Below are 24542 nucleotides of genomic sequence, written 5' to 3'. Positions count from 1 at the left end.
CGGCCGCACTCGTCGCTTGACGGGCAGACGCCGGATACCGTGTACTTGAATTGGTTGCCGTCGTCCCAGGCAGCATAGTCGGCAGAGCTATCACTTTATCGTTGGTGGAAAAGTGTCTTAACGAACGGGGCCACTTCTGTTGTGCCTCTTTATTTTATGGCAACCGCTCGGTGATGAGCGTCGCCAGTTTGTCGAAAGCCGGCGCAATCGTATCGTTCGGCACGCAAGCATAGCCGAGCAGCAAGCCTCTCTGTGCGTTTTGCGCTGAGCTGTAATAACGCGACAGCGGACGTGCGACGATTCCCCAAGAGAGTGCCGACTCGCTCAGCGCTTGATCGTCGACTGAATCGGGTAGCCGCAATATGAGATGCAGGCCAGCGTCGCTGCCTGATACCGAAAGTTTGTCGCCGAAGTTTTTACGAATGGCGTCGATGAGCAGAGTTCGACGTTCACCGTAGAGCAAACGCATGCGGCGAATGTGCGAGGTGAAGTAACCCTCGGCGATGAAATCGGTCAGCACCGCTTGCAACATCAGTTGTCCTTCGCGATACAGCTCCGATAGGCCGGTCGCAAAGTGATCGACTAATGCCTCCGGCACCACGAGATAACCGAGACGCAAACCGGGAAATAGAATTTTGCTGAATGTGCCGACGTAGAGCACTTGGCCTTCGTTATCGAGGCCTTGTAACGAGGCGAGTGGACGGCTGCCGTAACGGAACTCGCTATCGTAGTCGTCTTCGATGATCCAGCTACCGCCATGCTTGGCGTATTCGAGTAGCAAGCGCCGGCGAGCGAGGCTCATGACGTTACCGAGCGGGTACTGATGCGATGGCGACAAGAACATGAAACGCGGTGGTGTTTTGAGCTGCTCGGCGCTCGGGTTCATGCCTTCGTTGTCGATTTCGACCGGAACGGTTTGTAGTCCGCAGGCGATCAACACGTTGCGCGCGCCCCAATAACACGGATCTTCGACCCAGGCGGTATCGCCGGCATCGCTCAGCAGTTGTGCGATCAAATGCAACGATTGATGAATGCCGGTGGTGATGATGATTTGCTCGGGACGGCAACGCACCGAGCGCGCCGTGCCGAGATAATCGGCGAGCGTGCGGCGCAACGGCATGTGGCCACCGCCGTGCGCGTAGGTGAGGAGCTCCGGCTTCGGACGGCGCCAGTGTTTACTCAACAAGCGATTCCAAATTTTTGCCGGGAACTGCGTGACATCCGGCACGCCGGGAACGAACGCTTCCCATTGCCGCTTCGAGGCGCCGGCCATTTCCACCAAACGTTCGCCACGCTTCGACAACTTGCGCGGACTACTCGGTGTGGGTGTTTCGGTGCCCAACTTGCGGCGGGTGGCGCCGATGTTTTTTTCCGGCGCCGTGTCGGCGACGTAGGTGCCGCTACCGATCGTCGACGTTACATATCCCTCCACAGCAAGCTGGCTATACACATGCGTTACCGTGTTGCGCGCGACGCCGAGCTCCTTCGCCAATGTGCGACTCGGCGGCAACTGCGTACCAATCGGCAGCTGTCCAGAGAGAATCGCTTGCTGTAGCACCCGATACAACTGGCGATAAGTCGGCTCGCTCGACTCGAGGTTTAGACGTAGCGCCAAAAAGTCGGAAAGAACGGTTGGTTTCATTGGTATTATCGGGCCTATTTTTTGGATCTATCAGAAAAACAAAATTGGACCTTCATTTAGTGCCAAATGGATATTACTTTAGTTCATACAGGGGCGGGTAGTGCATTCACGGACGGGTAAAGAGGCGAGCGGTGCTTTGAGGATCGAAGCACCGACGGTCACCTTATTATCCCTGAAGACACGACGCCCGCATTCTTCATCTATACCTATCCGAGGAGAGGGTCGTGACCAATCTCGATTTGCAGAAGCGGAAGGATGCCGCTACACCGCGTGGCGCGGCCGTGTTGTGTAATTTCTATGCGGCGCGTGCCGAAGGTGCCGAGATATGGGATGTCGAGGGCAAGCGCTATATCGATTTCGCCGCCGGCATCGCTGTCGTCAATACCGGCCACCGCCATCCGACCATCGTTCGCGCCATCCGCGAGCAGCTTGATCAGTTCACTCACACCGCTTACCAAGTCGTTCCTTACGCTTCTTATATAGAGCTCGCCGAGCGCATCAATGCGAGCACGCCCGGTGACTACGCCAAGAAGACCGCATTCTTTTCCACCGGCGCCGAAGCGATCGAGAACGCCATCAAGATCGCGCGCGCTGCGACCGGTCGTTCCGGTGTCATCGCGTTTTCCGGCGGCTTCCACGGCCGGACGATGATGGCACTGGCGCTGACCGGGAAAATGTCGCCGTATAAAGCCAGTTTCGGTCCGTTCCCCGGCGAAATTTTCCATGCGCCGTTCCCAAGTGCGCTGCACGATATTTCCACCGACGATTCGTTGGATGCATTGCACGAGTTGTTCAAAGTATCGATCGATCCGAAGCGTGTCGCCGCGATCATCCTCGAGCCGGTGCAGGGCGAGGGCGGTTTCAACGTCGCGCCGCCGAAATTCTTGCGCGCCATCCGTGATCTGTGTGACGAGCACGGCATCTTATTCATCGCCGATGAAATTCAGACCGGCTTCGCCCGTACCGGCCGTTTGTTCGCCATGCATCATTACGATGTGACGCCGGATCTGATGGCCATGGCCAAAGGTCTCGCCGGCGGCATGCCGTTGTCGGCAGTATGCGGACGCGCGGAAATTATGGACGCACCGGCGCCAGGTGGCCTCGGCGGTACCTACGCCGGCAATCCGCTGGCGATCGCGTCAGCGTTGGCGGTCTTGAAAGTGATCGAGACCGAGCAGCTAGCCGATCGCGCCAACGTACTCGGTCAGAAGTTGAAGGACTGTTTGAGTCGTGTGCGCGGCAAGGTCCCGCAAATGGCGGAAGTGCGCGGCCTCGGTGCCATGGTGGCGGCGGAATTTACCGAGCCGGGCAGCATCGTGCCGGATACGAAATTCGCCAAACAGGTACAGACAAACGCGTTGCGCGACGGTCTGTTGCTGTTGACTTGCGGTGCCAACGGAAACGTCATTCGCTTTCTATTCCCGTTGACGATTCCAGAGGCTCTTATGGAGGAGGGCTTGACGGTGCTCGAAAGTGCATTGATCGAAGCGGCTAAGCAGGCCGAATCGACCAAGCGCGAGCGCGTCGCGTGAAAGGGATCAACCCCTATCAACTGAGAGTAAACCCGTGCCAGAGCTCGAAACGTCGGACTTGCGTACAAAGGTATTGCAGGCAGTACCTGGAATGAAAGTGCAAAAGAGCCGCGACTCGTCAATGACGATTGACGGTAAAAAGCGGGAGGACGAAAAGCCGATGGCTCGGAAAGACGACGTGCTGGTGCGATTCCAGCAGGTGACGAAAACTTATGACGGCGAATATTCAATCGTACGTAATCTCGATCTCGATATTCGCCGCGGGGAATTTCTAACGTTGCTTGGACCGTCTGGTTCGGGCAAGACCACCTGCCTGATGATGCTCGCCGGTTTCGAGTTTCCCACCGGTGGCGAGATTTGGCTCGAAGGAACGCTGCTGAATAAGTTACCGCCGCATAAGCGCAACATCGGCATGGTGTTTCAGAACTATGCGTTGTTCCCGCACATGACCGTCGCGCAGAACGTCGAATATCCGTTGCGCACGCGCGGCATCGACAAAGCGACGCGCGCGAAAGAAGTCGAGAACGCGCTCCACATGGTGCAAATGGAAAATTTCGCCGCGCGTTATCCGTCGCAGCTTTCCGGCGGTCAACAACAACGGGTCGCGCTATCACGAGCACTGGTGTTCCAACCGAAGCTGGTGTTGATGGACGAACCGCTCGGCGCACTCGATAAGCAGCTGCGTAAACACATGCAACTCGAGCTCAAGGCGCTGCATCAACGACTTGGCGTTACCTTCGTTTACGTGACCCACGATCAAGACGAAGCACTCACGATGTCGGACCGTGTCGCGGTGTTGGATCAAGGTGTGATCCAGCAACTCGACGCGGTCGATCGTTTATACGAGGCGCCGACCAACCGCTTTGTCGCCGGCTTCGTCGGCGACAACAACAGCTTTAACGCCATGATCGAATCCGAGCGTGGCGATAGCTGTCAGGTGCGGTTAACGGATGGATCGGTATTGATCGGCTTGAACGTAAACAAGGGATCGTTAGGCGACAAAGTGATGGCGTATGTACGGCCGGAGCGCATTCGTTTTGCTGACGAGCGTCATTCCGAACAAAACGTGTTGCCGGCGACCGTCGTCGACGTCGTTTATTTCGGCGATCACGTCCGCGTCAGTTGCGCGGTGGCGCAACAAGCCAATTGCTTCGTCAAGGTGCCGTTTGGCCAAGGCATGGCGGCGCCGCCGGCGATCGGCAACAAGGTCAAGCTGACGTTTACCACCGAACATTTGCGTATTTTTACTTGATGTATGTAGTGACTGAGTGAGCAAAAAAATTTCCACTGCAATCTATGTTGTAAAACGGAGGAAGCAATGAAAAGCGTCACGAAGTCCGCAGTTTTAGTGTTATCGGCCGTTGTAGGATCTACCGCATTTGCAAAGGACCTGACAGTCGTTAACTTCGGTGGCGCTGTTAATACCGCCATGAAGCCCGCCTATATCCAGCCGTTTCAGAAGACCACCGGCACCAACGTCACTGTCGTTGAGTACACCGGTGAACAGGCCAAGGTGAAGGCCATGGTCGATACCAAGAACGTGGTATGGGATGTCGTCGAAGTCGAGTCGGGCGATATCGGCCGCGGTTGCGAAGAGGGTTTGTATGAGCGCTTGGATGCGCCGAACCTAGTCGATACGAAAACGTTTTTGCCGGCGGCGATTCATGAGTGCGGCATCGGCGCGTTCGTATGGTCGACCGTGCTGGCGTACAACGCCGACAAGTTGAAGCATACCCCGACCACCTGGGCCGACTTCTGGGACGTGAAGAAGATCCCGGGCAAGCGCGGCATGCGCAAGGGTGCCCGTTACAACCTCGAGTTCGCGTTGATGGCGGATGGTGTACCGGCGCCGGACGTTTATAAGGTGTTGTCGACACCGGAAGGTGTAGATCGTGCGTTCCGTAAGCTCAGCGAGTTGAAGCCGAGTATTCAATGGTGGGAAGCCGGTTCGCAACCGCCGCAAATGTTGGTCGCCGGTGACGTGGTCATGAGCACCGCTTATAACGGTCGCATCGATGCCGCCCAGCGCGAAGGTAAGAACCTTAAAGTCAATTTTCGCGCCGGTAATATCTACGATATCGACTACTGGGTGATTCCGAAGGGCTCGAAGAACAAAGACAGCGCGCTGGAATACATCAAGTTCGCGAGTTCGGCGCAGTCGCAGGTGGCTTACTCGCACAACATTTCCTACGGCCCGACCAACCTGGACGCGTTGAAGCGGTTGGAAGGAAATCATCTGGCGAATTTGCCGACCGCACCGATCAACATGAAGAACGCCGTGCAACACAATCTTCAGTTCTGGACGGACAACGGCGACGAGCTCGAGAAGCGTTTCTCTGCCTGGGCTGCCAAGTAACTGTCGTTTGAATACCACCGCCGGGTCATCCGGCCTGGCGGTGGAACCTAGAGCCTAACTATGTCAGCTATCGTTCTCGACACCGATTCTCTCCGTAACTTGAAGCGCGAGCTGCGGGTGGCGGAGCGGCAAAAGCGTCTGCGAGCGGCCGTACTCATCGCACCGCTGGCGATCTTTTTATTACTGACGTTCGTGATACCTATCGGTGTGTTGCTCAAACGCGCCGTTGAAAATCCGGAAGTGGTGACGGCATTGCCGTCTACCATTGTTGCACTGAAAGACTGGGATCAAACCAGTGTACCGTCGGCGCCGGTTTATGCCGCGCTCGTTGCCGATTTAACGGCGGCCAAGAGTAATGACAGCGCCGGCCAGCTCGCGCGGCGACTCAACAACGAGATCAGCGGTTTCCGTTCGCTCGTCATGCAGACGACCCGCAAGATGCCGCTGGCCGAAGGCGCGGCTGCACTGACGCCGAACGAGGCGATGCAGCAGTTGATCGCTATGGACCCGCGCTGGGGAGATCCGAAGTATTGGGTCGTCATCGCCAGCAACGGCAATCGTTACTCGCCGTATTATCTGTTGTCGGCATTGGACCTCAAGCAAACCGCCGACGGCTCGATCGAAAAAGTCGACGAGAACAAAGCGATCTTCCTGCCGATTTTTGCGCGTACGTTTTCGATCAGTGCGATCGTGACGCTATGCAGCCTGTTACTCGCCTATCCGGTGGCATATTGGATGTCGAAGTTGCCGCCGCGGCGCGCCAACCTTTGCATGATATTGGTATTGATTCCGTTCTGGACATCGGTACTGGTACGTATTGCCGCTTGGATCGTGTTGTTGCAGTCCGGCGGGCTCGTCAATAAAGCGCTGATGTCGCTCGGTTGGATCACCGAGCCGATGGAGCTGTTGTTCAACCGCGTCGGCGTTTATATCGCCATGGTGCACATTTTATTGCCGTTCATGATTCTGCCGCTTTATAGCGTCATGAAATCGATACCGCTATCGTACACACGGGCAGCGGTGTCGCTCGGTAGCCATCCATTCGCAGCGTTCTGGCGGGTATACGTGCCGCAGACCTATCCCGGTGTTGGCGCCGGTGCCTTGCTGGTATTCATTCTGGCGATCGGTTACTACATCACGCCGGCGTTACTCGGTGGTCCGAACGAGCAGATGGTCAGCTACTACGTCGCTTATTTCACCAACCATACGATCAACTGGGGCATGGCCTGCGCACTCGGCGGTTTACTGTTGTTTGCCACGCTCGCGCTGTATGCGGTTTATCGCCGCTTTGCCAAGCTCGAAACCGGGCTGGGGTAGATCATGAAAACATTTTTTCCCGAGTTTCCGCCGTACGTCTCGCTCACTGAGCGCGTTTGGTTTTTCACGCTGCGCGGCTTCAGCATTCTGTTGTTATTGTTTCTGTTGTTGCCGGTGTTGGTGATTATTCCAATCTCGTTCAGCTCGAGCTCGTTCATCGCTTATCCGATCCCGAGCTTCTCGCTGCGCTGGTATGAGACGTTGTTCACGTCGACGGAATGGACGATGGCGGCGAAGAACAGTTTCATCGTTTCGCCGTTCGCGACGCTGATCGCGACGATTCTCGGTACGTTGGCGGCGGTCGGTCTGAACAAAGCCAACTTCGCCGGCAAAGGCCTGCTCATGGCGGTGCTGATTTCGCCGATGATCGTGCCGGTGGTCGTCGTCGGCGTCGCGATCTACCTATTCTTCGCGCCGTTCGGGCTGGCCGAGAGTTATGTCGGCCTCATCGCTGCGCATGCCGCGCTCGGCGCGCCGTTCGTCGTCATGACGGTGTTGGCGGTGTTGCAGAACTTCAACCATAACCTGGTGCGCGCGAGCCTAAGTTTGGGCGCGAGCCCGCTAGCGACTTTTTTTCGCGTAACCCTGCCCGTTATTGCCCCGGGCGTCGTGTCCGGGGCTCTTTTTGCGTTCGCCACGTCGTTCGACGATGTCGTCGTAACGTTATTCGTCGCCGGCCCGACGCAGTCGACCTTACCGCGGCAAATGTTTACCGGCTTACGCGACAATATTACGCCGACGATCGCCGCGTTGGCGACGATCTTAATTTTGTTCTCTACTTGTCTGTTGCTCGCGCTCGAGTGGTTGCGCGGCCGCGGCAAGATGGCGTTGCAATCGAAGCGTATCTAGTCGACTGACGATCAGCAGTAGTCAATGTCGGCAAAAGTTCTTCTCCAAGAATTTACAAAGGAATGGTTGATGACGATGGACTCCCTAGTGAAAGATATTGAGGCACCCATGGTGGCGTTGAAATTGAAAGATCCCGGATTATTTCGGCAGCGTGCTTACATCAACGGCGTTTGGTGCGATGCCGACGACGAAAGCACCGTCGAGGTATTCAATCCGGCCACGGGCGGTATGCTCGGCATCGTTCCGAACATGGGCGTCGCCGAAACTCGCCGGGCGATCGACGCGGCCAACGCCGCCTGGCCGGCGTGGCGGGCGCAGACGGCGAAAGAGCGCAGCGTCATTCTGCGCCGCTGGCACGACCTGATGCTGGCGAACATCGATGAGCTCGCCGCCATTATGACGGCGGAGCAGGGCAAGCCGTTGGCGGAAGCGAAAGGCGAAATCAATTACGCCGCCGGTTATATCGAGTGGTTTGCCGAAGAAGCGAAGCGCATTTATGGCGATACGATTCCGGCGCCGGTCGGCGATCGCCGCCTCGTCGTCGTTAAGGAACCGATCGGTGTTTGCGCCGCGATTACGCCGTGGAATTTTCCGGCGGCGATGATTACTCGTAAGGTGGCGCCGGCGCTCGCCGCCGGTTGCCCGATCATCGTCAAGCCAGCTGAGGCAACGCCGTTTTCGGCGCTGGCGTTGGCAGCGTTGGCCGAGCGTGCTGGCGTGCCGCCCGGTGTGTTCAGCGTCGTGACCGGTAACGCGCGCAAGATCGGCGCAGAAATGACCGCCAACCCAGTCGTGCGCAAACTGTCGTTTACGGGCTCAACCGAAGTCGGTCGGTTGCTGATCGCGCAGTGCGCTGCCACGATTAAGAAGGTGTCGATGGAACTCGGCGGCAATGCGCCGTTCATCGTGTTCGACGACGCCGATCTGGATGCGGCCGTGCAGGGCGTACTCGCTTCTAAATTCCGCAACACCGGTCAGACCTGTGTCTGCGCTAATCGAATTTATGTGCACGACGCTGTCTACGATGTGTTCTCACAGAAACTGGTCGACGCTGTGCGCCAGCTGAAGGTCGGCAACGGCCTTGAGCCCGGCGTTACGCAGGGGCCGTTGATCGACGAAAACGCGCTGCACAAAATCGAGGAGCATGTTGCTGACGCCGTTGCCAAAGGCGGACGCGTGCTCACCGGCGGTAAGCGCCATGTGCTCGGTCGTACGTTCTTCGAGCCGACGGTGGTGGCGGAAGTAACCGGTGACATGAAGGTCGCTAAGGAAGAAACGTTCGGCCCGCTGGCGCCGTTGTTCCGCTTCCGGACCGATCAAGAAGCGATCGCGCTGGCGAACGACACTGAGTTCGGTCTCGCCAGTTATTTCTATAGCCGTGACATCGGCCGTATCTGGCGCGTCGCCGACGCGCTCGAATATGGCATGGTCGGCATCAATACCGGAATCATCTCGACCGAAGTCGCACCGTTCGGCGGTGTCAAACAATCGGGAATGGGTCGTGAAGGTTCCAAGTACGGCATCGAAGACTACCTGGTCGTGAAATATTTGTGCATGGCTGGGATCGATCGATAGGGAGAACGCCACCGTCATGTCGGTGCAACCGGCATGACGGAATAAAAAATAAATAACGTTTTGTCTCGCTCGGATGCAATAACTCTTGGGTCTTCTCACCGCAGCAATGCGGCAGATGTCATGCCCGAGGTTCACTCGGTATATACCTGTGTAGAGCGGAGAAGCGATGAAGCGCGTTACGATGTCTGCGGTTGTAGTGTTATCCACCGTCGTAGGAGCCACGGCATACGCCAAGGACATCACAGTGGTCAATTTCGGCGGTGCTGTTAATACCGCCATGAAGCCGGCGTACATCGATCCGTTTCAAAAATCGAGCGGCACCAAGGTAACGATCGTCGAGTACACCGGCGAGCAGACGCAGCTCAAAGCGATGGTCGACAATCGCAAGGTGGTATGGGATGTCGTCGAAGTCGAGTCGGGCGATGTTGGGCGCGGTTGTGACGAAGGTCTCTATGAGCCGTTGAACGCGGCGGCGCTGGTGAATACCAATGACTTCCTGCCGGCGGCAATCCATGAATGCGGCATCGGTGCCTTCGCCTGGTCGACCGTGCTCGCCTACAACGCCGATAACTTTCCCACCCAAATACCTATTGCCTGGAAAGACTTTTGGAATACCAAGCGCTTTCCCGGTAAGCGTGGCATGCGCAAAGGCGCGCGCTACAACCTCGAGTTCGCGTTGATGGCCGATGGCGTACCGGCGCCCGATGTCTATCGAGTGTTGGAGACGTCGGAGGGTATTGAGCGTGCGTTTCGTAAGCTCAGCGAGTTGAAGTCGCACATCGTTTGGTGGGAAGCGGGCTCGCAGGTGCCGCAAATGTTGACGGCCGGTGAGGTCGTCATGTCCACCGCCTACAACGGCCGTATCAACGCGGCGCAACGCCAAGGCAAAAATCTGCGCGTTGTTTTCCGCGCCGGCAATATTTACGACATCGATTATTGGGTGATTCCGCGGGGATCGCCGAACAAGGCGAGCGCGCTCGAGTTCATCAAGTACGCGACGTCGATCGATGCGCAAGTGGCGTACGCGCATGAAATCGCCTACGGCCCGACCAATCTGAACGCGTTGCAGCGGTTGGAAGGAAATCTGCTGTCGAATCTGCCGACCGCGCCGGCGAATATGCGCAACGCGGTTCAGCACAATCTGAAGTTCTGGACTAATCACGGAGACGTACTCGAGCGACGCTTTGCCGATTGGCTCGCTAAGTAATTATCGCTATGAAGATTCGAACTCGTTTTGCACCGAGCCCAACCGGCTATCTGCACATCGGCGGTGCGCGCACTGCACTTTTTTCTTGGCTATTTGCGCGTAAGTACGGCGGTACGTTCGTCCTGCGCATCGAGGATACCGATCGCGAACGTTCCACCGACCGGTCGGTGAACGCCATTCTCGACGCCATGACTTGGCTCGCACTCGACTACGACGAAGGCCCGTTCTATCAGACCCAGCGTTTCGATCGCTATCGAGAAGTCATCGAGCAGATGTTGGCGGCAGGAACCGCTTACCGTTGTTATTGTTCGAAGGAACGATTGGAGCAGGTACGCACCGAACAAATGGCGCGTAAGGAAAAGCCGCGCTACGACGGTAAGTGCCGCCATGGCGTCGTCAATCCGCCGATCGATGTGAGACCGGTGGTACGTTTCCGCAATCCACAGGGCGGCGCGGTAGTCTTCGACGACCTCATTCGTGGGCGCGTGGTGTTCGCCAACAACGAACTCGACGATCTCATCATCGCCCGCGGCGACGGTACGCCGACGTACAACTTCACCGTTGTCGTCGACGACATGGACATGAATATCACCCACGTTATTCGCGGCGACGATCATGTCGCTAATACCCCACGCCAGCTGAATATCTTGCAGGCGATCGGTGCGACCGCACCGATCTACGCGCACGTGCCGATGATTCTCGGACCCGATGGGGCGCGTTTGTCCAAGCGTCATGGCGCCGTCGGTGTGATGCAGTACCGCGACGACGGCTATTTGCCGGAGGCGTTGCTCAATTATTTAGCGCGGCTCGGCTGGTCGCACGGCGATCAGGAAATATTCTCGATCGACGAGATGATTCAGTATTTCGACGTCGCCAAGATTCATCGATCGCCGGCGGCGTATAACCCGGAAAAGTTGCTGTGGATGAATCAGCACTACATCAAAACCGGCGCCGCTGATCGCATCGCCTATCCGTTGGGCTATCAGCTCGGCAAGCTCGGTATCGACAACGCCACCGGACCGGCGTTGGTCGACGTCGTGCAGGTTCAGCGCGAGCGATCGAGAACGTTGGTGGAGATGGCGAAAAATAGCGCATTCATTTACAGCGCGCCGGACGGTTATGACGCGAAAGATGCTGCGGCTTATTTAACCGCAGCGATTGCACCAGCGCTCGCGGACGTGGCCGATCGATTATCGTCGTTGCCGCAGTGGACCGCCGAAGCGCTGCACCAGACATTGACGGCGACTGCCGATGCACACGCACTGAAGTTCGGAAAATTAGCGCAGGCATTGCGCGTTGCCATCGTCGGCCGCGCGACATCGCCGCCGATCGATAGCACGCTCGAGATCGTCGGCAAGAAGAATACGTTGCTGCGGGTGGCGAACGCATTGAATTGGCTAGCGGGTCATCGATCGGTCGTTTCTATTTAGAAGCCGTACGGCGTTAACCATTGGGGGTGAGGGATGACACATAGACGAATTGCGGTCGGTATTGTCGGTGCGTTAGGGCTGTTTCTCGCGATGGTTGCCGGCGCCGCGCAAACGTCGTCACCTGATTACCGCATCTTTCGCCCCGATGGCGCCGGCCCACATCCTGCCGTCATCTTCCTCTCCGGTTGTTACGGATTAGCACCGGCGATGGCGCCGGATGCCTACGCGCGTCGCGCCGAGCGCTTGCGGGCACAGGGGTACATCGTCGCCTTCGCCGATTATCTGGGCCGTCATGGTTATGACAGTTGCGGTGAAGCGAAACCGGCGGATGCCGTCGACGAGCTCATGGCGGTGGCGGCGTGGTTGAAAACTCAATCGTTCGTCGACAAGAGCCGCATCACTGCTATGGGCTGGTCATATGGTGGCAGCGCGGTGTTGCAAACATTAGCGTCGCACACCGACCAGCAACTGGATTTTTCGCGCGCCGTGGTATTTTTCCCAGGCTGTAATCCGCAGCAACCGTGGAAATCGGCAATGCCGACGCTGATGTTGCTCGCCGGCGATGATGACGTCACACCGGCGTCGTTGTGCCAAGAGGCGGCGAAGCACAGCGCGGCGCCGGCGGCGGTAAAGGTGGTCGTATATCGCGGAGCGTTGCATGCGTTCGATACCGAAGGGATGGAGGAAATGCGCATGGGCACGCACAGCATGGGTTATCACCCGCAGGCGGCTGCGGCTGCCTGGGAAGAAGTGCGGCAATTCTTGAAGGCCAGCCGCGAGCAATTGCTACAAGACGATTCGCCGGCGGTCCCCACTAAGGCTGAGCAGTTGGCGTTAGTGAAGCAATCGACGCACAATTTTGTTGTGTCGATGACCAAGAAAGACATGGCACACTTTCGCGCTACGGTCTCGACGCTTTGGCAAAACCAATTTACCACCGAGCAATTTAATCAAGGTTATAAAGCCGCCTTCGAGTCAGGCGGAGATTGGTCGGTGCTGGATAAGATCGAGCCGGTTTTATCGACCGCAACCAAGATTGGTGACGACGGCGTGTTGTCGCTAGCCGGCCACTATCCGGCAAAGCCCAAGCCGCTGCACTTCGAGCAAAAGTACATTTACGAAGAAAGCGCTTGGAAGCTAGTCGGTCTCGATTTTCAAACAAAGTAGAGTCGCTAATGAAAACTAAAACTACAGCAATCGTCGATATACGTTTGTTCACCGCTGACGACCACGACATCTGGTTGCCGCTATGGCGCGGTTATCAAGAGTTCTACAAGGTGGAGCTATCCGCCCAAGTAACGCGCACCACTTGGAACCGATTCCTCGATCGCTCCGAGCCGATGTTCGGCGCGCTCGCGCTCGTCGATGGAAGGGCAGTAGGTATGGTGCACTGGATTCTGCATCGCTCCTGTTGGACCGTCGGCAATTATTGTTACTTGCAGGATCTCTATGTCGCGACCGATCGACGTGGATGCGGTATTGGCCGCAAGCTCATTGAGCACGTTTATACGGCGGCCCGCGAGGCGGGAGCGGCGCGTGTTTATTGGCTGACGCATGAAACGAATACCGATGCGATGCAGCTGTACGACCGCATCGCCGATCGCTCAGGTTTCCTGCAGTATCGAAAAATATTATAGGAGGTAACCATGGCAGCGGTAGCAACGTCACGTCAGCAAATCGATAACGATCGGATCATCGTCACTGAATGGTGCTTCGCTCCCGGTGCCGATACTGGACACCATGTGCATGCGCACGACTATGTGGTCGTGCCGTTGACGACCGGCAAGTTGCGATTGGAGGAGCCGACCGGTACACGCGAGGTTCAGCTGCAGGCCGGCGTTTCCTACACGCGACCGGCCGGCGTCGCTCACAACGTCATCAACGCGAACAATTACGAATTTCGGTTTCTGGAGATCGAGCTCAAGTGAATAGGACTCCCAATCAATCGTCGCAGGCCGATAAGGCGCGCGCGTTTAAGGCGCTGCACGAACGTCAAGGCTGCTTCGTTATTCCCAATCCGTGGGATGCGGGCACAACCCGATTGCTGACACAGCTCGGTTTTCAAGCGATCGCGACTACCAGTGCCGGTCTCGCCTTTGCGCTCGGACGCAGCGACGGCGAAGGTGCCATTACCCGCGATGAACTGCTCGACAATGCGCGCGCCATCGTCGACGCGACTCACCTTCCCGTTAGCGCCGACTTTGAAAACTGTTTCGGTGACGATCCTGAGATCGTTGCCGAAACGATTCAGCGTGCCGCTGCCGTCGGTCTCGTCGGCGGTTCCATCGAAGATGCGACCGGCAATACCGATCGACCGATCTACGGTTTCGAATTGGCGGTGGAGCGTGTACGCGCCGGTGTCGAATCGGCGCGGCGCTTGGATTTTCCTTTTATCGTTACCGCGCGCGCTGAGAATTTTCTCCATGGTCGCGCCGATTTGCACGACACCATAAAGCGGCTACAGGCCTATCAGGAAGCGGGTGCCGACGTGCTTTACGCGCCGGGGCTGAAATCTCGTGAGGATATCGCTAGCGTCATGCGCGCGATCGATCGGCCGTTGAACGTCGTCATGGGGTTAAAAGGCGTGACGCTCAGCGTCCCGGAATTGGCGCAATTGGGCGTGCGGCGCGTGAGTCTCGGTTCAACGCTCAGTCGCGTGGCCCTGGGTGCGTTTCTACGTGCCGCAACCGAGGTGAAGGAGCAGGGGACATTCTCCTTTGCTGAAACGGCAGTGCCGTTCGACACGTTGAATGGAATGTTCAGTGCTTCGTAGAAGCGCGAGCGTTACCTGAACAAGCAGGCGGGATCGAGTCGTCGGTCCCGCCTTATTGGTTACATCGTTATCGCGCCGTTGAGCGGCTCGTCGTGCAACCGGCTCATCGCTGCGCTCGTCATTTGTTGCATGGCGCCCTCGACCGCGCGGCCGATGTCTTCCGTTGTCGCGGTCCCGCCAAATTCATAAGGTCGCGGTCCCTTGCGCAGTGTGTTTTTGATCGCCTGCAAAACCGCGTCGGCAGCGTCAGTCTCGCCGATATGTTCGAGCATCATCGCGCCGGCCCAGATGTGGCTGATGGGATTGGCAATGCCTTTACCGGCGATGTCGGCGGTCGGTCCCTGTCCCGACTCGAACAGGGACGGATACCGATGTTCGGGGTTGAGGTGGGCCGACGGTGCAAGGGTAACGAGTCCGGCGCAGGCGGGCGCGAGGTCGGAAATGAAATGACCGTAGCGATCGGCAGTTACGACCACATCGAACCAGTGTGGATTGCGCACAAATTGTGTGGCGAGCGTGTGGGCATGATGTTTCGCGGTGCGCACGCTCGTGTACTGCGCCGCCATCGCCGCGAAGCGTTCGTCCCATTGCGGTAGTGTCGGCGTCAGCCCATTGGCGTTCGTCACCGCTGTTACGTGACTGCGTCGCACTTGCGCGAGTTCAAACGCGTAACGTAGCACGCGATCGGTATCAAGGCGGGTCGCGTCGTTGGTGTTGCTGTTGGTCGCCATCAGCTCGGCGTCGATGTTTTTGCGGACGATGACTAAATCAACCTCGTCGGGCCGACGTTTCGCCAGCGGTGATGGTGCGCCCGGCATCCAGCGAACCGGACGCACATGGACGTAATGGTCGAATTCACGCTGCAGCGGGAGCAGCAACCCACGCAGTGGCACATGATTCGGTACGCCCGAGTAGCCGATGGCTCCAAAATAAATTGCATCGCATTCGCGCAACCGTTCGATGCCGTCGGCCGGTACGAATTGCCCCTCCTTGGCGTATTGTTCGCACGACCAATCCTTATGATCCCACTGCAGCCGAAAACCAAAGCGCGCGGCCGCGGCGTCGAGCACGCGTATGCCCTCCGGCATCATTTCCCGACCGATGCCGTCCCCAGCAATAACAGCGATACGATAGCTTGCAACCATGCTTGCCTCTGGATTGTGCCAATGGGTTTGAACGTGCGAGAGACTATCTATATAGATTCTATTTGGATCGATTTGTAGGCCCAATATTTCTTATTTTGTAGATCCAATTAGACGAACTGACGTGTCTAAATGCGCCTACAATCGATCGCCGCGATCCATGATGGACGCGTATTACCAGCAAAAGGAGGGCTTATGCCGATGTCACTTGCGACACCCGAAGTACAGCGCATTTTCAATCAAGCGGCGATGCCGAGCACCAAGTCGGTAACGGTCGACGGTCGCTTGATAGAAGTTCCAACGCCGTTTCTATCGCCGGCTGACTGGCGCGATCACTGGATTTATTTCCTGTTGGTCGATCGCTTCAACAATCCCCAAGTGCCGCCGCGATTGCTGCCGTTCGATGGCTCCCATGGCGTGTTTCAGGGCGGCACGTTCGATGGCGTGCGTCGCCAGCTCGATTATCTGAAACAGCTCGGTGTCGGCGCCATTTGGTTGTCACCGGTGCTGAAGAACTGTCAGTACAACCCGTTCAGCTATCACGGTTACGGCATCCAAGATTTCCTGCAAGTCGATCCGCGCTTTGCGACCGATCCGCAAAGCGCCGACGTCGAGCTGCAGACGTTGATCGACGAAGCGCACGCGCGTGGGCTCTATGTCATCTTCGATATCGTGCTCAACCACACTGGCGACGTTTTCGAATACGTGTTCGACAACGGCGATCACGGCGCCGAAGCCGATTGGCGCAACACACCGTATTCAGTCGCATGGCGCGACGAGAGCGGCCGCGGGCGCTCGGAGTGGAGCGCACCCCCCGACGACGTTGCGCTCGACGCCACCGTTTGGCCGAGCGAGCTACGTCGCAACGAATTTTTTCGCCGAGAGGGACGCGGTGGTGAGGCCGGCGGCGACTTCGCGTCGCTGAAGGAATTGGTAACTGACTACCAGCGTGTCGATGCCTCGCAAGGCCGGCATTATCCGGTGCGCAATGTGTTGATTCGCGCTTATCAATACCTGATCGCAAAATTCGATATCGATGGCTTTCGTATCGACACGCTGAAATACATCGAGCCCGATTTCGCGCGTGCCTTCGGCAATGCCATGCGCGAGTACGCGCTTGGTATCGGCAAGAAAAATTTCTTCACCTTCGGCGAGGTGTACGACAACGACGAGCAGATCGCCCGTTTCATCGGCCGCAACGCCAGCGATACTAGCGAGCCGATCGGCGTCGACGCGGCGCTCGATTTTCCATTGTTCTTCAAGTTGCCGGCGATGGCGAAGGGATTGTTGCCGCCGTCGGAGTTGGTGGCGTTGTTCGAGCATCGCAAACAAATCGAACGCGGCATCTTGAGCTCGCACGGCGAGGCTAGCCGTTACTTCGTCACATTTCTCGACAACCACGATCAACGCAACCGTTTTTATTTTTCGCCGGCGGATGCGCCGCGTCGCTACGACGATCAGCTGACATTAGCGCTCGCTTGCCTGTTTACGCTGCAAGGCATTCCTTGTTTGTACTATGGCACCGAACAGGGACTGCACGGCACCGGCGACAGCGACTTGGCAGTACGCGAAGCGTTTTGGGGAAAACCGGACGCGTTCAATCGACAACAGCCGTTCTATCGAACGATCAAACAATTATCCGATCTGCGCCAGCGCCTGCCGGCGTTGCGTTACGGCCGGCAGTATTTTCGGTCGCTATCGGGCGATCAAACGCACTTTGGCCTATCGTCGTTCGCGGCCGGGGTATTGGCGTTTTCACGCATTTTGAACGACCAAGAGGTGCTAGTGGTCGCGAACTTGAACACAACGTCGGCATGGGACGGTGAAGTCGTCGTCGATTTTGCACTGAATGTCGGCGACACCTTCTTTGAGGTGCAGTTCAGTAACAAACCCGACGCCGGGCAAAGCCATTTACCCCCCCAAGTCATCCGTCGAGAGGAGAATAGGGTCGAGGTCCGCGAGGTAAACGATACCGTTACCCGTGGGCCGATACGTGTATTGCCGGTTGTGCTGGCGCCGATGGAGCTGCAGATCCTGAGCCGGCAAGCATAATGCCTTAGTCGGGCGACGGGATCGTTTCACCTAATAAGAAAGGCTCGGCAACGACGGCCTGCGGAGGGGTTCAATTTTCGAAGTATAGATCCAACGCCGCCGCCGTTACTTCGTCGATAGCGACGTCGGCGACGAATGAAGCGCGATGATTACACGGATCGGTTAACGTGTTTTGCTGGCACGATGGGCATAATAGTTGCCACGAGATAGAAGGGCGGTGGCGCCGACGAGTCAACGGCCCACCATTAAAAGGAATATTGCAATCGAGCGGTTCGGCGTCGGCCGTACGCAGGCCGACGGTCCAGCGCGCCTGCAGCCGGCGGGTAAACGGATTCGAATAGCGTCCGCCACCGTGTAGTTGAATCGCAATATCGAACCGTTCCGTCCGCAACGTCGTCGCGAAACGAAAGCCCCGACGGAAACGCACCGATAAAGCCGCAATGTTCTCGCGCCAGCAGTGTCAGCAACGTGCCGAGCACCCATGGCTCCATCAGCACGTCGTCGTCGAGAAACAAAACCGCATCGGCATTGCTGCGGTTGAGTAGAAAATCGCGTTGCTCGGCAATGCCATGCCGTTGTTGCCGGTGATGCCATTCGACCGTGGTCGCACTACGCGCTTCGATCACGCGTATAAGCGCCGCGATCGATGGCTGTGTCGATTGCACGGTCGCGCTTTGGTCGGCGACGATCAAACGCAAGTCGGTGAATTCCTGTAGAGCAACGCTCGCGAGCGTCAACGTCAGCGCCAGCGGTCGATTACAAGTCGGCAACAATACATCCACGGACGTCATCAATGGACACCTAGAACGTTCGGCGCATCGATGCGCCGGTCGACTCTTGCGAGAGAGGCCATATCAGTCGGCCGGGTTGTTCAAACAACGCCACGAATACGGGCGATGATCCCCGTGGTAGATCGCTCCTCCAGATACGGCAGGATGCAGACAGCGCCGCCGAGACTTTCAATCAGCGGCGCTTCCGGCAAAGTCTCGCGTGTGTAGTCGCCGCCTTTGACGTAGATATCCGGCTGCACGGCGCGGATCAGCTCGCGCGGCGAATCGGCGTCGACGGCAACGACGTAATCGACGTAACTCAAGGCGGCGAGCACCTTCAGGCGATCGTCGAGTGCATTGATCGATCGATTCCTGCCTTTGAAACGGTGCACGCTATCGTCGGAATTGACGCCGACGATCAGCACATCGCCCAGGGCTTTAGCGCGATTGAGCAGCGTCACATGGCCGCGATGCAGGATATCGAAGCAACCGTTAGTGAAAACTAGACGTTGTCCGCGGGCGCGGGTGGAACTTACACGCTCACGCAGCTCGTTCACATCGGCGATGCGTTTCTCGCTGTCGGCGATCGCTTCGTGCAATTCGTGCGCCGTACAGGCGGCGGTTCGGTCTTTGGTAGCGACCACTGCAGCTGCGGCCGCTGCCAACTCGGCAGCCTCGGGCGTATCGGTGCCGGCGGCGAGCGCCAGCGTAAACGCGGCGACGAAGGTGTCGCCGCCGCCGGTACGTTCTAGATCACGGCCATCGGCCATCAGCGGGATGGTTCGCTTCGGCGCACTCGCTGCCAGCATGGCGATGACGCCGGTGGTGATCGAACCGCAACCGTAGTCGGAGACGATGAGCGCATCCGATTCTGTCAGTACGTCACGCAGACGCTCGAGCAACAACGTCTCGGCGGTCGAGGCGGCGGCGTTACGCGTACCTTGATCGAAGCGCGCGAACCACCGGACTGGAAATGCGCAAAAGCAATCGCTCGAAGAAACCCTGAAGCGGTTACCGTTATGTCGCATGGAGTGAGTGCGGTGCTCAGTAGTATTGCTGATTGCGAGCGATGGTAGGGTCCGCGGCACAATGGCGCCTTCGCGCTGTGTAACCTCCAGTGCCACGTCGTACAACAACGAGGAATTTATTTTTATGGTCGCACGGATTGCGATACTCAGTGAGCATGCCTCGCCGCTCGCTACGCTCGGCGATGTCGACAGCGGCGGTCAGAACGTTTATGTCGCGCAGATTGCCAACCAACTAGCGAATCGCGGCTATTAAGGTGGACGTGTTTACGCGCCGCGACGAAGAGACGCTGCCCGAGGTAGTGGAGTTCATCAATCGCGTTCGTGTGATTCATATCGACGCCGGCCCGGCGCGCGCCTTGCCGAAGGAAGCATTGCTACCGTTCATGGGTGAGTTCGCCGATAACGTCGTCGCCTTTTGTAAACGCGAGCGTTGCCGGTATCAATTGGCACATGCCAATTTCTGGACCTCTGGTGTAGTGGCGATGTGGTTGAAGACCACGCTCGATTTGCCGTTCGTCATTACCTTTCATGCCCTCGGCCGCGTGCGGCGATTGCATCAAGGCGAGGCCGATCATTTTCCGCGGGAACGCGCCGTGTTCGAGGAGCAGATCATTGCCAACGCTCACTAATCTGCAAGATCCGCGGCACGTCGCCGACGTCGTTCGCTTCGTGCTGACGTGCCCGCGGGAAACGGTAATCCCCGAAATCATGGCGATGCCGATGACGGAGACATCATGGCCATAAAGGCAGCGTTTCTCGACAAGGACGGTACGTTGCTCGAGAACGTGCCATACAACGTGCGACCGGAACAGATGCGCCTGGCGCCGCGCGCCGGCGCCGGTTTGCGACGGTTGCACGCACTTGGTTACGCATTGATTGTCGTCTCCAATCAGCCGGGCATTGCTCTGGGTTACTTCGGTGCCGACGCGTTGCGTCGGGTGCAACAGCAATTGCAAGCGTTGTTCGAGGCTAACGGTGTGCCGCTCGAGGGCTTTTATTATTGCCCGCATCATCCGGACGGTCGCATCGCCCGTTACGCGACGGTTTGTCGTTGTCGCAAGCCGGCGCCGGGGCTATTGCTGGCGGCAGCGACGATACACGGCGTTGATCTTACGTGCTCGTGGATGATCGGCGACATTCTCGACGATGTCGAAGCGGGAAATCGCGCCGGTTGTCGCAGCGTGATGCTCGACGTCGGTAACGAGACCAAGTGGTATCACAATCCGTATCGTCACGCCGCCGGTATGGCGACCGACTTGCGCGCCGCCGCCGACGTTATTGCGCTCGCCGATATGTCGCATTCGCCGCCGCGAGCATTGCACCGTGGGATGGAATTATGAGTACTACCCCGTGGTGCCAGGCGGAAAATTTATTATGCATCCGGCTCGACGCCATCGGCGATTTGCTGATGACCGGGCCGGCGATTCGTGCGCTCAAGTGCGGCCGTCCGGGCCGACGTGTGACTGTGCTGACGTCGCCGGCTACGCTCGCGCCGTTTTTGCCGGGCGTCGATCAAGTGTTGACGTACGAGGCGCCGTGGATGAAGGCGGCGCGGTCGCGTACCGACGCCCATGACGATCGGGTGCTGCTGCGTCTGTTGCGCCGACAACGGTTCGATGCCGCCGTGATCTTCAAGGTCTATAGCCAGAATCCGTTGCCGGCGGCGCATCTGTGTTATCTCGCCGATATTCCGTTGCGGTTGGCGCACTGCCGCGAGAATCCTTATCACTTGTTGACCGACGCTTGTCTGGTTGCCGACGGCCGCGTTATCGCCGTCGCCGAGGAAGAACGCTTTACGCGCATTAAGCACGCCAAGCGCCCGATCCCGTTCAGCGCCTACGAGCTGCCGTATCACGCCATCGATTTCTGTTTACGGCAGGCCGGTATCGCGCTGGTCGATCTCCAGCACATCGCCTACGCCTACGATCCGCAACAACTGTTGCGCGAACGCGATTTGCACGGCATCACCTTGTCGTTCGAGCCGAGCGCCGAACCGGCGCCTGGCTGGGACTCGCCGTGGGACCCGCTGTTCTTCTCTTATATCTTGAATGCGCCGCGACATTTACTCGATGGTGTGCCGCATCATTAGCGCGCGCGTTTCCGTCGGCGCGATCCCATGCCGTATCGCTGGCATTTTATCGATCATCATTTGGCACACGAGGCCAGTGCATTTTTACCGGCGCCGTTTACCGAAGCGGCGGTACTTACCATGGACGGCCGGGGTGAACGCGTTACCACGAGTTACGCGATCGGTCGCGATAATCAGTTGCAGCGCCTCGGCGAAGTCGAATTGCCGCACTCGCTCGGCTTGTTATACGAAGCGATCACACGGCATCTCGGCTTTTTGCATTCGTCGGACGAATACAAAGTGATGGCATTGGCGTCGTTCGGGACGCCTAGGTACGCCGCCGAGTTCGCGCGCATTCTGACGATCGGCGATAACGGTCAGTACCGCGTCGACTTGCCACCGTTAATGGAAGTGTTTGGTCGTGCGCGCGCGCCGGGTGAGCCACTGACGCCGCATCACTACGATGTCGCTAGCTCATTGCAAAAATCGTTGGAAGAAACGGTATTGACGTTGGCGCATTGGCCGCAGCGCGAAATCGGCCTAAAGAATTTATGCATGGCTGGCGGCGTGGCGCTCAATTGCGTCATGAAACGAGAGCTGACTGTGGCGAAGCGGGCGATGTTTAGTTTCCCTCTCCCGGAGGGAGAGGGGGAGTTGGTGCGCTGATGCGACTCGATATCATCGTGCGCGTATCGATCGTCGTGCCGACGTACAAGCGACCGCACTTGCTTGATCGCTGTCTTGGCGCGTTACTGAGCCAGGAATATCCGGCGGGTACTTTCGAAATCGTCGTTGCCGACGACGGTGACGATGCTGCTACGCGCGACTTGGTGCAGTGGCGCCGCCAGCAACCGAGCGAGCGGCCGCTGTTGCGTTACGTGCGAGTGCAGGGCCGGCATGGCCCGGCGGCGGCGCGTAATGCCGGTTGGCGTGCTGCGAATGGTTCGATCATCGCCTTTACCGACGACGATTGCGTGCCGTTGCCCGATTGGTTGCGTGAAGGCGTCGCCGCGCTCGGTGGACGTTACGCCGCCGTTTGGGGACGCGTCGTCGTGCCGATTTCGGACGAGCCGACCGACTACGAGCGCGACGCGGCGCGGTTAGCCGGCGCCGGTTTTGCTACCGCCAATTGTTTTTGTCGGCGACAGGTGCTGACCGCCGTCGACGGATTCGACGAGGGTTTCACGGCGGCGTGGCGCGAGGACAGCGATTTTTATTTTTCGTTGATCGAACATTCGCTTGACGTCGCGCCGGCACCGCGGGCTACCGTTGTCCATCCGATACGGCCGGCGGGGTGGGGCGTCAGCTTGCAGCAGCAACGTAAGATCCAGTTCGATGCGCTGCTCTATAAGAAACATCCCACGCTATATCGCATGCGCGTACGTCGTGCGCCGCGCTGGGATTATTACTGCACATCGGCGTTGTTAGTTGGCGGCTTAATCGGGTGGGGTGTGGACTACGCGCCGCTCGCCTGGAGCGCCAGCGCGGCTTGGCTAACGATAACTGCGCGTTTGTGCAGCAGACGATTGCAGCGCACATCGCATCGGCTCTCGCATGTAATGGAGATGTTGCTGACGTCGGCATTAATTCCGCCGGTAGCGATATTTTGGCGAATGGTGGGCGCTGTTAAGTATCGCGTCATGTTCTTTTGAAATGTGGGAGCAGGAATGTCGGACATCAGCTTCGCCCAGATTGAGCCGGTCGGCCAATGTAACCTTCGCTGTCGCATGTGTCCGATTCAATTCCGCCAAGACGGGCCGCCGTATGGGCCGCTGGCGTTCATGGCGTTCGCAACTTATACGCGTCTCATCGACGAGTTGCCCGGACTGAAGACGTTGCACTTGCAAGGCATGGGCGAGCCGCTTATGCATCCGCAGTTTTTCGACATGGTGCGTTACGCCACTGATCGCGGCATACACGCGAGTACTAATACCAATCTGACGTTGCTGTCGACTCGGCGCGCGGGATTGTGTATCGACAGCGGCTTGGCAGAGTTGCATGCGTCGCTCGACGGCGCCACCGCCGAGACGTATGAACGTATTCGCCTGAAAGCGAGCTTCAGCCGTGTGCAGCGACACCTCCAACAGTTGCTGCAAGTACGCGCTGCGCGCGATGCACAGCAACCACGTGTGCGCATGGTAGTCGTGGTGATGCGCGAGAATTTGCACGAGCTGCCGGCGAATTACGGCATCGATAGCGTATTTGTGCAGCACTTGTGTCACGACTACGGCGAAGACAGCCTGCCGGAACATTATCGGCCGATGCGCGACTTCGTCGATGCGCAAACGTTGCTCAACGACGTACCGGCACGGATCGAAGAATACTTCGGCGCCGCCCGCGAGCGCGCGCATTAGGACTCGATTTGCGGTTGCCGCGACTGACGTCGGTGAAGCATTCGGCGCCGCGTTGCGATTGGCCGACGCGCGGACCGTATATCAGCTATCAAGGCCAGGCGATGCGGTGCTGTATGGCCGGCACCCCCGATCGCATCAGTCTTGGCAATATGGCCGAGCGTGGTGTCGATGCCGTGTGGAGTGATGCACCGTACAACGAGTTTCGGGCGGCGTTGGCGTCGGACACGCCGCCGGCGGTTTGTCGTTCGTGTGCGGTGTATCACGGGGTGTTCTAGATCGGCACGGAGAACTCCTTGTCGTTCCGAGCAGAACTTTGTCTGGCATACGATCTGTCAGTCGGCACTTGTTGAATTCGTCGCTGAAAAATAACACCGCGGTCCCTCTCCCCTTGCGGGAAGGGGTAGATAACAAGAAGGAAATCTATGATCACCCCTCTCCCGCAAGGGG

Annotated in this window: 17 protein-coding genes and 5 pseudogenes; 18 read left to right on the top strand and 4 right to left on the bottom strand. The window is 58.0% G+C overall.

The features are described from left to right. Positions 1–154 precede the first annotated feature (154 nt). A complete protein-coding gene (locus tag HY308_18850) occupies positions 155–1642 on the bottom strand; it encodes a PLP-dependent aminotransferase family protein (protein ID MBI3900323.1) in 1488 nt (495 codons plus the stop codon). Between the two features lie 224 nt (positions 1643–1866). Here HY308_18850 and gabT point away from each other — a divergent pair, with 224 nt between their 5' ends. From gabT to HY308_18795, 11 genes are all read left to right on the top strand, one after another. Beyond that, on the top strand, positions 1867–3174 hold the full coding sequence (gene gabT, locus HY308_18845) for a 4-aminobutyrate--2-oxoglutarate transaminase (GenBank protein ID MBI3900322.1): 1308 nt from the start codon (positions 1867–1869) through the stop codon (positions 3172–3174). 160 nt (positions 3175–3334) lie between these two features. Next, on the top strand, positions 3335–4426 hold the full coding sequence (locus HY308_18840) for an ABC transporter ATP-binding protein (protein MBI3900321.1): 1092 nt from the start codon (positions 3335–3337) through the stop codon (positions 4424–4426). Between the two features lie 66 nt (positions 4427–4492). After that, entirely contained in the window at positions 4493–5530 is a 1038-nt protein-coding gene (locus HY308_18835; protein MBI3900320.1) for an ABC transporter substrate-binding protein, read from the top strand. Positions 5531–5590: 60 nt separating this feature from the next. Continuing rightward, positions 5591–6847, top strand: a complete 1257-nt coding sequence (locus tag HY308_18830) for an ABC transporter permease (GenBank protein MBI3900319.1) — start codon at positions 5591–5593, stop codon at positions 6845–6847. Between the two features lie 3 nt (positions 6848–6850). Continuing rightward, on the top strand, positions 6851–7696 hold the full coding sequence (locus tag HY308_18825; protein ID MBI3900318.1) for an ABC transporter permease: 846 nt from the start codon (positions 6851–6853) through the stop codon (positions 7694–7696). Between the two features lie 108 nt (positions 7697–7804). Continuing rightward, positions 7805–9271, top strand: a complete 1467-nt coding sequence (gene gabD / locus HY308_18820; GenBank protein MBI3900317.1) for an NADP-dependent succinate-semialdehyde dehydrogenase — start codon at positions 7805–7807, stop codon at positions 9269–9271. 166 nt (positions 9272–9437) lie between these two features. Beyond that, positions 9438–10478 carry an ABC transporter substrate-binding protein gene (locus HY308_18815; GenBank protein MBI3900316.1) on the top strand — a complete coding sequence of 347 codons (1041 nt, stop codon included), beginning with the start codon at positions 9438–9440 and terminating at the stop codon, positions 10476–10478. Positions 10479–10486: 8 nt separating this feature from the next. Further along, a complete protein-coding gene (gltX, locus tag HY308_18810; protein ID MBI3900315.1) occupies positions 10487–11908 on the top strand; it encodes a glutamate--tRNA ligase in 1422 nt (473 codons plus the stop codon). Between the two features lie 33 nt (positions 11909–11941). Further along, a complete protein-coding gene (locus tag HY308_18805) occupies positions 11942–13075 on the top strand; it encodes a dienelactone hydrolase family protein (GenBank protein ID MBI3900314.1) in 1134 nt (377 codons plus the stop codon). Between the two features lie 8 nt (positions 13076–13083). Next, on the top strand, positions 13084–13545 hold the full coding sequence (locus tag HY308_18800; protein ID MBI3900313.1) for a GNAT family N-acetyltransferase: 462 nt from the start codon (positions 13084–13086) through the stop codon (positions 13543–13545). Positions 13546–13613: 68 nt separating this feature from the next. Next, positions 13614–14681 (top strand): isocitrate lyase/phosphoenolpyruvate mutase family protein, encoded by a 1068-nt coding sequence (locus HY308_18795; GenBank protein ID MBI3900312.1) that lies wholly within the window; start codon positions 13614–13616, stop codon positions 14679–14681. 59 nt (positions 14682–14740) lie between these two features. Here the strand turns inward: HY308_18795 and HY308_18790 are convergent, their stop codons facing one another. Further along, positions 14741–15826: a tartrate dehydrogenase gene (locus HY308_18790; GenBank protein ID MBI3900311.1), complete on the bottom strand. Its 1086-nt coding sequence runs from the start codon at positions 15824–15826 to the stop codon at positions 14741–14743. A 192-nt stretch (positions 15827–16018) separates the two neighbouring features. On the opposite strand from HY308_18790, the gene HY308_18785 reads away from it, so the two are divergent. Then, positions 16019–17875: an alpha-amylase gene (locus HY308_18785; protein ID MBI3900310.1), complete on the top strand. Its 1857-nt coding sequence runs from the start codon at positions 16019–16021 to the stop codon at positions 17873–17875. 389 nt (positions 17876–18264) lie between these two features. Here HY308_18785 and HY308_18780 read toward each other — a convergent pair. Continuing rightward, positions 18265–18666 (bottom strand): annotated as a pseudogene (locus HY308_18780) (glycosyltransferase family 2 protein). A gap of 80 nt (positions 18667–18746) precedes the next feature. Continuing rightward, entirely contained in the window at positions 18747–19673 is a 927-nt protein-coding gene (gene rfaE2 / locus HY308_18775) for a D-glycero-beta-D-manno-heptose 1-phosphate adenylyltransferase (GenBank protein ID MBI3900309.1), read from the bottom strand. A gap of 124 nt (positions 19674–19797) precedes the next feature. On the opposite strand from rfaE2, the pseudogene HY308_18770 reads away from it, so the two are divergent. From HY308_18770 to HY308_18745, 6 genes and pseudogenes are all read left to right on the top strand, one after another. Further along, a pseudogene (locus tag HY308_18770) lies at positions 19798–20302 on the top strand (glycosyltransferase). Next, positions 20301–20417: pseudogene (locus tag HY308_18765) on the top strand (short-chain dehydrogenase). The pseudogenes HY308_18770 and HY308_18765 overlap by 2 nt, the downstream one beginning before the upstream one ends. Beyond that, positions 20408–21013, top strand: coding sequence for an HAD family hydrolase (locus tag HY308_18760; protein MBI3900308.1), 606 nt, complete (start codon positions 20408–20410; stop codon positions 21011–21013). The pseudogene HY308_18765 and the gene HY308_18760 overlap by 10 nt, the downstream one beginning before the upstream one ends. Before the next feature lie 200 nt (positions 21014–21213). Next, positions 21214–22407, top strand: a pseudogene (locus tag HY308_18755) (hypothetical protein). Further along, complete coding sequence (locus tag HY308_18750; protein ID MBI3900307.1) at positions 22407–23393, top strand: glycosyltransferase; 987 nt, start codon at positions 22407–22409, stop codon at positions 23391–23393. The pseudogene HY308_18755 and the gene HY308_18750 overlap by 1 nt, the downstream one beginning before the upstream one ends. 15 nt (positions 23394–23408) lie before the next feature. After that, positions 23409–24370: pseudogene (locus tag HY308_18745) on the top strand (radical SAM protein). Positions 24371–24542 lie beyond the last annotated feature (172 nt).

Source organism: Gammaproteobacteria bacterium (assembly GCA_016199745.1).
In the GTDB taxonomy this organism is placed as follows: Bacteria; Pseudomonadota; Gammaproteobacteria; order Acidiferrobacterales; family Sulfurifustaceae; genus JACQFZ01.
Note: the sequence above shows the minus strand (reverse complement) of the source record. Positions and strands in the feature narration are given on the sequence as shown.